Consider the following 8,549-nt stretch of genomic DNA (forward strand, 5'->3'; position numbering starts at 1 on the left):
CGGCTTCGTCCAGGATCTTCTCGACCGCCTTGCCCTTGGGGTTGAAGGCGGCGGTGGAAGTTTCGTCGGAGGCGCTGACCAATTTGCGCAAGATGGCACGCTCGCGAACGATCTCCGCATAGCGACGGATGTTGCCGGCACTGGGCACGTACTGAGCCAGCGAATTGAGGTAGGACAGGCCTCCCACTTCCTCGGCCTTGCCAAGGCTTTGCAGCGCTTCGAAAACGGTGATGACGTCGGCGGGGCGGCTGCCTTCCAACAGGCCATGGATCGAATCGAAGATCTGGCGGTGCTCGTAACGGTAAAAGTCCCCCGGCGACAGCAAGTCGGCAATGCGGTCCCACGCCTCGTTGTCCAGGAGCAGTCCACCGAGCACGCTGGACTCGGCCTCGATCGAGTGCGGCGGTACCCGCAACTGCGCCACCTCACGGTCACGCGGGAAATCGTCTTCGACGGGGGTCAGTACTGCAGACATCTCATTTCATCCAGACCCGCATGGTATGCCGGACCCACCGCCGGGTCACGGGACAACTCTGTGGATAAGCCGTGTTCAAGCAGGGGACAAGCGGGGGAGAGGCAAAGAAAAAGCCGCCCGAAGGCGGCTTTTCGAAGGCGGTCAAGCGGTCAGGCCGTCTCGCCGTAGACCGTCACGGTGATGTCGACCACCACATCGGTGTGCAAAGCCACGGACACCGTGCTGTCGCCCACCGTTTTGATCGGGCCATTGGGCATGCGCACCTGGGCCTTGGCCACCGGGTAGCCGGATTTGGCCAGCTCTTCGGCGATGTCGAAGTTGGTGACAGAGCCGAACAGGCGACCGTCCACGCCGGCCTTTTGGGTCAGCTTGACGGTGGTGCCGCCCAGCTTCTCGCCCTGGGCTTGAGCTTCGGCCAGCTTGGCAGCAGCAGCCTTTTCGAGTTCGGCGCGCTTGGCGGCGAAGTCGGCCTTGTTCTGGGTGGTGGCGCGGCGAGCACGGCCGGCGGGGATCAGGAAGTTGCGGGCGTAGCCGTCTTTGACCTTGACGATGGAGCCCAGGTCACCGAGGTTGATCACCTTCTCGAGCAGAATGATTTCCATGGTGTTCTCCTCTTAGATGCGATGCTGGTCGCTGTAGGGCACCAGGGCCAGGAAGCGGGCACGCTTGATGGCGGTGTTGAGCTGGCGCTGGTAAATGGCGCGGGTGCCGGTCAGGCGGGCCGGGATGATCTTGCCGTTTTCGGCGATGAAGTCGCGCAGAACGTCGACGTCTTTGTAGTCGATTTCTTCGACGCCGGCGACGGTGAAGCGGCAGAAGCGCTTGCGCTTGAACAGCAGCGACTGGGTGTTGCGCTTCGGACGCTTGTCCTTGTTGAATTTCTTGAACGTGGCCATGAGGGGACCTCTCGAAAAATCAGATGGGTTGAAACTCTTGAATATGGAGCACGGAGTGCTTACCGTTGCGCGGGGTGGCTAGGAAGCCGGCGAATCGCCAGTGACTACCGATCACCTGCCTGGCCAGGGTCTCTGCCTGCGGCCCGAAAGCCACAGCCCGAATCGCTGCCTTCACCTGCCGCTTGCCACCTGCCTCGGTTACCTCAGACTCGTGTTCGAGCTGAAGGTCGAGGGCGGGCAATCCGGCCGGCGTATACCGCAGAGGCTTGGCCTCGGCGATGGCGGCACTCAGGAGAACCTGGTTCACGCGCGCGGGCGGCGCATCAGCCCTGCTGAAGCTCCGCCTGCTGGGCCTTGCGGGCCTCTTCGCGTTCGACGGTCTTCATCATGGAGGAGGGGCCAGTATCGGCCTTCTTCTTGACCACGGTGAGGTGACGCAGGACAGCGTCGTTGAAGCGGAAGGCGTGCTCGAGTTCGCCCATCACGGCCTGATCGGCCTCGATGTTGACGCACAGGTAGTGGGCCTTGGCCAGCTTGTTGATTTGGTACGCCAGTTGACGGCGGCCCCAGTCTTCGACCCGATGGATCTTGCCGCCGCCGGCGGTGATCATGGTTTTGTAGCGCTCGAGCATGGCGGGAACCTGCTCGCTCTGATCCGGATGGATCAGCAAGACGATCTCATAATGACGCATGGATACTCCTTGAGGATAGAAGCCACCTGCTGTGGGTCTGTTCCCTGAAGGGACCAGCCCTGGGTGGGCCCCTGCGTGGAGGACCCGCCCTGCCCTCGGGACAACCCCAAAGGCGCAGTGTGGCAAGGCAAAGCCTGCGATTGTAGCAGGCTAGCGCAGGGTCACCACCCGACCGAGACCGCGTTCCAGCCAACTGGCCGCCACGAGCGCGACCAACCCTGCCGCGACCCCGAACACGCCGCCGGCAACAGGCAGGATGCCCCACCAGTCCGGCCCGGAGGCGCGGCCCGACCAGGCCAGGAACCAGGTCGCATTGCCCACCATATAGAAAATGGTAGTACCCAAGCCAGCTAGCATGCCGGAGACCGCCCCCAATGACGAGGCGCCGGACCAAAAGATGCCAGCCACCATGGCCGGCACCAGGGCGCTGGCCGCGAGTGAAAACGAAGCGGTCACCAGAGAGATGATGTCCGAGGGCTTGAACATCGCGACGGTAGCGGCCAGCACCGCCATCGCCAGCAAAGCGAACTTAGAAAGCACCACCCGCTGATCGGGGGTCGCGCGATCGCTCACGTCCTGCGCGTACAGGTCACGGACCAAGGCGCTACTGAGGGTGAGCAAAAGGGCGTCGGCGGTGGAGAGCGCCGCAGCCAGCCCGCCGGCGGCCACCAGTCCCGAGACCACGTAAGGCAGCCCGCCGATCTCAGGGGTGGCGAGCATCACGATGTCGGCACCCAACTGGATCTCGCCAAACTGCACGATGCCGTCGCCGTTGATGTCACGCACCGAAACGAGCGAGGGGTCCACCCTCCCCCACTGCACGATCCAGGCAGGCAGGGACTCGTAGCGGATGCCGGTCAGCCCGCTCATCACCTCAAACTTGACCATCACCGCCAGCGCCGGCGCACTGATGTAGAGGATCCCGATGAAAAACAGGGCCCAGGCCACCGAACTGCGGGCCTGTGACACCGACGAGGTCGTGTAGAACCGGGTCACCAGATGCGGCAGCCCCACGGTCCCCAGCATCAGGCAAAGGGTCAACGCGAGGAAGTTGCGGCGTGAGGTGTCGAACTGCGCACGCTCTTCCGGTGTGCCCTCTGGGTCCCCGGCAAAGGCCTGGCCATGGGCCGGCAAGCCCCCCAGCGGCCGGGCCCGGTGCTCGCTCTCGGCAATGATTCGGCCCCACTGCTCTCGGGCCGCCGCCGCATGGGCCGGTAGGTTTTGCAAATCACGCTGGGCATCGGCCACCTCCAGTGCATTGGCACCAGAGTCCTTGAGCAGGCGGACGCGGTCCCGGGCCTCGGTTCGCTCGCGCACCAGGGCCGACTCGACGTCGGCGAGCTTGGCCCGATATTCGTCGGCGCGGCGCTGGTAGGCGGCCTGGACGGACTGCTCGGCGGGCGAGTCGGCCAACTCTTTCTCGAGAGCGCTGATCTTGGCCAGTTGCTCCCCGTAGACCAGGGGCGCCAGCGGATTGCCCAATTGCTTGTAGGCCAGCCAGGACACCGGGAGAAGGAACGCCATGAGCAAGATGACGTACTGCGCCACCTGGGTCCAGGTGATGGCCCTCATCCCCCCCAAAAAGGAGCAAAGCAGCACGCCGCCGAGCCCCAGCAAGATGCCAATTTCAAACTGCACACCAGTGAGCCGAGAGGCAATCAGGCCAATGCCGTAGATCTGGGCCACCACGTAGACGAAGGAGCACAAAACAGCAGACAGTGCCGCGATCCGGCGCGGCCAGCGGCCTCCGTAGCGCATCTGAAAGTAGTCCGGCACGGTGTACAAGTCCAGGCTGCGCAAGTAGGGCACCACCAGCAGCGCGATGAGGCAAAAGCCACCGGTCCAACCCATGAGGTAGGCCATGCCACCCGGGGCCCCCGGCGTGCCTGAGAAACCCTGCAAGTACAGCGCCCCAGCCAAGCTGATGAAGGAGGCCGCGCTCATCCAGTCGGCAGCGGTGGCCATGCCGTTGTACATCGCGGGGATGCGGCGCCCGGCCACGTAGTACTCGTGCGGGTCGCTGGTACGGCACCAGATGCCCACGACCGCGTACATCATCACCGAGGCGAAAAGAAACAAGGGGCCCAACCAGCGCCGCGACAGACCCGCCTCTTCGGCCTGCAGCAGGCCCGCGAGGGCCAGCAGCAGCACCAGGATGTACAGCAGCAGGTTGCGGTGCAGGCGGCCGACGGGATAGGCCTCGGCAGTCGACGGCTCAGGCTGTGACATCCGCCGCCCTCCCCGGTTCAGGCCGCGGCGAGGCGCTGCCAGGTGTCGATCACGCTGTCGGGGTTGAGCGAGATCGATGCAATCCCCTCTTCCGCCAGCCATTGCGCCAGGTCGGGGTGGTCGCTGGGCCCTTGCCCGCAGATGCCCACGTACTTGTCCTGCTCACGGCAGGCAGTGATGGCCATCTTGAGTAGTGCCAGCACCGCCGGATCACGCTCGTCAAAGTCGTGCGCCAAGAGCTCCAAGCCGGAATCGCGGTCTAGCCCCAGGGTGAGCTGGGTCAGGTCGTTGGAGCCGATCGAGAACCCATCGAAGTGCTGCAGGAAGTCATGGGCCAGGATGGCATTGCTGGGAATCTCGCACATCATGATGATTTTGAGGTCGTTCTCGCCCCGCTTGAGGCCGAACTTGGCTAGCAGCGACACCACCCGCTCGGCTTGGCTCACGGTGCGCACAAAGGGCACCATGACCTGCACATTGGTCAGGCCCATTTCGCCGCGCACTCGCTTGAGCGCTTCGCACTCCATGGCAAAGGCCTCCCCGAAATCCGCACTGATATAGCGAGCCGCGCCGCGAAAACCCAGCATGGGGTTTTCTTCCTCGGGTTCGTAGCGCGAGCCGCCGATCAGCTTGCGGTACTCGTTGGACTTGAAGTCAGACAGGCGCACGATGACCGGCTTGGGCCAGAAGGCGGCGGCAATCGTAGCCACCCCTTCCGCCACCTTGTCGACATAAAAGGCACGCGGCGAGGCATGGCCGCGTGCCACCGACTCCACCGCCTTTTTGAGGTCTTGGTCGACGTTGGGGTAGTCGAGGATGGCCTTGGGGTGCACCCCGATGTTGTTGTTGATGATGAACTCCAGCCGCGCCAGGCCCACGCCCTCATTGGGCAGTTGGGCGAAGTCGAAGGCGAGCTGGGGATTGCCAACGTTCATCATGATCTTGGTCTTGATGGGGGGCATGACGCCCCGCTGCACCTCGGTGACCTCGGTCTCGAGCAGGCCGTCGTAGATGCGACCGGTGTCGCCCTCGGCGCAGGAAACGGTGACCAGGGTGCCGTCCTTGAGGGACTCCATCGCATCACCGCAGCCGACCACCGCCGGAATGCCCAACTCGCGGGCGATGATGGCCGCGTGGCAGGTGCGCCCGCCCCGGTTGGTGACGATGGCGCTGGCGCGCTTCATCACCGGCTCCCAATTGGGGTCGGTCATGTCGGCCACCAACACGTCACCGGGCTGAACGCTGTCCATCTCGGACAAGTTGTGAACGATACGTACCGGGCCGGTGCCGATCTTCTGGCCAATGGCCCGGCCCTCGGCCAGCACCGCGCCCTTGCCCTTGAGCTTGTATTTCAGCTCGGCCTTGCCCTGAGCCTGGCTCTTGACCGTCTCCGGGCGCGCCTGAAGGATGTAGAGCTCACCGTCCTGGCCGTCCTTGCCCCATTCAATGTCCATGGGGCGTCCGTAGTGCTTCTCGATGAGCACCGCATAGCGGGCCAGCTGCTGCACATCGGCGTCGCTGAGGCAATAGCGGTTGCGCTGCTCCAGCGGGACGTCCAGTGTCTGGACCAGCTTGCCGCTGGCCGCCTTTTCCTCGGGCGTGGCGAAGACCATCTGGATCAACTTAGAGCCCAGATTGCGGCGGATCACCGACTGCTTGCCCGCGGCCAGCATGGGCTTATGGACATAGAACTCGTCGGGGTTGACCGCGCCCTGCACCACTGTTTCGCCCAGCCCGTAACTGGCCGTGATGAAAACCACCTCTTCGAAGCCGGACTCGGTGTCGATGGTGAACATCACACCCGCGGCGCCCAGGTCCGAGCGCACCATCCGCTGCACGCCTGCCGACAGGGCCACATCGGCATGGGCAAAGCCCTTGTGCACCCGGTAGCTGATCGCGCGGTCGTTATAGAGCGAGGCAAAGACCTCCTTCATCTTGTGCAGCACCTGCTCGATGCCCACCACATTGAGGAAGGTCTCCTGCTGCCCCGCGAAGGACGCATCGGGCAGGTCTTCCGCGGTAGCCGACGAGCGCACCGCAAAGCTGGCCTGGGCGTTGCCGCCACACAGGGTGTCGAACGCCACGCGAATGGCGGCTTCGAGGTCAGCCGGGAAGGGCTGGGCCTCGACCCAGCCGCGGATCTCGGCGCCGGCGGCGGCCAGGGCCCGAACGTCCTCGGTGTCGAGGGCATTGAGCCGCGCCTGGATACGGGCTGCCAGCCCCCCTTCGCCGAGGAATTGCCGGAAGGCATGGGCGGTGGTGGCAAAGCCCGTCGGGACCTTCACACCGCCGGGCAGCTGGGAAATCATCTCGCCGAGGCTGGCGTTCTTGCCACCGACCGACTCGACGTCACTCATCCTCAGATTTTCAAAGGGCACGACCAATGCGGTCGCCTCGAAACGTGCAGACATGGGGGAGCTCCGGAGTTTAAAAACGGGGAAGCGCCGCCTGTGAGCGTCGACCGGCGGCGGGCCGGGACACTGGGGGCGGGCGAGCCTGCGGCCGAGGCGAAGAGCCGATCTTGTGCTTGTACTTGTGGACGGCTGACGTGCATCGAACGGGCGGGGGCAGGCGGTGTTCGGATAATGGGGCCATTGTAGGGTCCGATCTGGCGGCCAGCCGCCGCTTTTCGGTCACCGTCCCATCGCCAATTTCGAAGCCAGCTTTCGCTCCCCACGTCATATCCCCCGCCATGGCCCAGCGCACCGTTTTTTTTATCTCCGACGGCACCGGCATTACCGCCGAAACCTTCGGCAACGCCATCTTGGCGCAGTTTGAAATCCAGCCCCGACACGTACGCCTGCCCTTTGTCGACTCGGTGGACAAGGCGCATCAGGCGGTGCGTCAGGTCAATCATGTGGCCGAGCTGGAGGGCCAACGACCCATCGTCTTCACCACCTTGGTGAACATGGAGGTGCTGCGGGTGATCGAGGCGGGCTGCAAGGCGATGCTGCTGGACATGTTCGGCACCTTCGTGCGGCCCCTGGAGATCGAGCTGGGCATCAAGTCCAACCATCGTGTCGGGCGCTTTTCGGACGCCAGCAAAAGCCAGGCCTACCACGACCGGATCGAGGCCATCAACTTCAGCCTGGCCCATGACGACGGCCAGAGCAACCGCGACCTGGCCGGCGCGGACGTGATCCTGGTGGGGGTGAGCCGCAGCGGCAAGACGCCCACGTCGCTTTATTTGGCGATGCAGTACGGGTTGAAAGCGGCCAACTACCCGCTGATCCCGGAGGACTTCGAGCGCCAGCAGCTGCCCCAGGCACTTGTGCCGTTCAAGCGAAAGATCTTCGGCCTGACCATTCAGCCTGAGCGGCTCTCGGAGATCCGCAACGAGCGGCGGCCCAATTCACGCTATTCGGCGCTGGACAACTGTCGCATGGAGGTGGCCGAAGCCGAGGCGATGATGCGCCGCGCCGGCATCCGCTGGCTGTCGACGACCACCAAGTCGATCGAGGAGATTGCGACCACGATCTTGCAAGAGGTGCGGCCGGAGCGGTTGGAGTACTGAAGCCGGCTGAGGGGACACCAGGTAAGGGGGCCGGGCGACCCACTCGCCCCGGCACGACCTGCCACGCGCCGAAGTACAGGCGCCGTCTCAGAGAGATCAAGATGAAAGCTTGGCGGGCGTCGTTCCGTTCAACGCACCCGTTAGAGCAGTCCCCCACGCCGGAGGGAGGTGGCCTCCATGTTCCGAAGTGGAAATCATATTCTTCACCGACTCGCGAATCGAAACCTCCTGGAGTCGGGCCAGACCACCCTCGCTATCTCGGATCGGCACAGCGCCATCCACTGGCGCGCTCTCGGCGCTACCCAGCCCGGCGAAGACCGCGACCACCCAGGGCGCCGGCGCTGCGGTGCCCTGGCGGCTGGCGCTTTGGGCGGCCTGCATGGCATAGCCGGCCACCAGATCAGGGCCGAAGGCGTCGCACAAGCCAGCGGTCATGGCCTGGACCTGCCCAGCAAAGCGCTGGCGCCCCTCGGCGCTTTTCGCGAGGGCGTCCTCCCCTGCGTTGAAGCGATTGAAAGCCGCCTGGACAACGCTGCGCTGGACCACCTGGTCATCCTGCCCGCTGCCCTCTCGCATTTGAGTCAGGCCCATATCCCGGGTTCGCTGGCGGACCGACTTGAGGCCTTCCGCGCCAGACAGGCCGCCGCTCCAGACTGTGGCGACGGCATCCCGGACCCCTTGGGGCAAGGCCCTGTCCTGGGCCTCTCTTGTCGCCTTACCCTGGAGCTGGGCCGCGGTGGGCG

The 8,549-nt window shown here is 64.6% G+C and carries 9 protein-coding genes; 1 reads left to right on the forward strand and 8 read right to left on the reverse strand.

All coding sequences use genetic code 11. From position 1 onward, the window contains the following. The 7 genes from QE494_RS07155 to ppsA form a co-directional block, all read right to left on the reverse strand. The coding region (locus QE494_RS07155; protein WP_300042233.1) for a DnaB-like helicase N-terminal domain-containing protein at positions 1-475 on the reverse strand (475 nt) is incomplete at its 3' end. Between the two features lie 149 nt (positions 476-624). Further along, positions 625-1,077: a 50S ribosomal protein L9 gene (gene rplI / locus QE494_RS07160; RefSeq protein ID WP_300042234.1), complete on the reverse strand. Its 453-nt coding sequence runs from the start codon at positions 1,075-1,077 to the stop codon at positions 625-627. Positions 1,078-1,089: 12 nt separating this feature from the next. Further along, on the reverse strand, positions 1,090-1,371 hold the full coding sequence (gene rpsR, locus QE494_RS07165) for a 30S ribosomal protein S18 (RefSeq protein ID WP_300042235.1): 282 nt from the start codon (positions 1,369-1,371) through the stop codon (positions 1,090-1,092). Positions 1,372-1,390: 19 nt separating this feature from the next. Next, the gene (gene priB / locus QE494_RS07170; RefSeq protein ID WP_300042236.1) at positions 1,391-1,678 is read right to left on the reverse strand and encodes a primosomal replication protein N; all 288 of its coding nucleotides are present in this window, start codon (positions 1,676-1,678) and stop codon (positions 1,391-1,393) included. Between the two features lie 16 nt (positions 1,679-1,694). Continuing rightward, positions 1,695-2,063 carry a 30S ribosomal protein S6 gene (rpsF, locus tag QE494_RS07175; protein WP_300042237.1) on the reverse strand — a complete coding sequence of 123 codons (369 nt, stop codon included), beginning with the start codon at positions 2,061-2,063 and terminating at the stop codon, positions 1,695-1,697. A 150-nt stretch (positions 2,064-2,213) separates the two neighbouring features. After that, positions 2,214-4,292, reverse strand: a complete 2,079-nt coding sequence (locus QE494_RS07180; RefSeq protein ID WP_300042238.1) for a VC_2705 family sodium/solute symporter — start codon at positions 4,290-4,292, stop codon at positions 2,214-2,216. Between the two features lie 17 nt (positions 4,293-4,309). Beyond that, positions 4,310-6,703: a phosphoenolpyruvate synthase gene (ppsA, locus tag QE494_RS07185; RefSeq protein ID WP_300042239.1), complete on the reverse strand. Its 2,394-nt coding sequence runs from the start codon at positions 6,701-6,703 to the stop codon at positions 4,310-4,312. Between the two features lie 281 nt (positions 6,704-6,984). Between ppsA and QE494_RS07190 the strand changes: the two genes are divergently transcribed. Continuing rightward, on the forward strand, positions 6,985-7,806 hold the full coding sequence (locus tag QE494_RS07190) for a pyruvate, water dikinase regulatory protein (RefSeq protein ID WP_300042240.1): 822 nt from the start codon (positions 6,985-6,987) through the stop codon (positions 7,804-7,806). A 96-nt stretch (positions 7,807-7,902) separates the two neighbouring features. Here the strand turns inward: QE494_RS07190 and QE494_RS07195 are convergent. After that, positions 7,903-8,549 (reverse strand): hypothetical protein (locus QE494_RS07195; RefSeq protein ID WP_300042241.1); only part of this gene is annotated, 647 nt, incomplete at its 5' end.

Origin of the sequence: Ramlibacter sp., from assembly GCF_029866045.1 — a bacterium.
Classification (GTDB): Bacteria; Pseudomonadota; Gammaproteobacteria; order Burkholderiales; family Burkholderiaceae_C; genus Ramlibacter.

Bases quoted from the DNA above. Each gene is read 5' to 3' on its own strand.
- QE494_RS07180 (WP_300042238.1), bottom strand. From the start codon at position 4,292: ATGTCACAGCCTGAGCCGTCGACTGCCGAGGCCTATCCCGTCGGCCGC.
- rpsR (WP_300042235.1), bottom strand. From the start codon at position 1,371: ATGGCCACGTTCAAGAAATTCAACAAGGACAAGCGTCCGAAGCGCAAC.
- rpsF (WP_300042237.1), bottom strand. From the start codon at position 2,063: ATGCGTCATTATGAGATCGTCTTGCTGATCCATCCGGATCAGAGCGAG.
- rplI (WP_300042234.1), bottom strand. From the start codon at position 1,077: ATGGAAATCATTCTGCTCGAGAAGGTGATCAACCTCGGTGACCTGGGC.
- ppsA (WP_300042239.1), bottom strand. From the start codon at position 6,703: ATGTCTGCACGTTTCGAGGCGACCGCATTGGTCGTGCCCTTTGAAAAT.
- QE494_RS07190 (WP_300042240.1), top strand. From the start codon at position 6,985: ATGGCCCAGCGCACCGTTTTTTTTATCTCCGACGGCACCGGCATTACC.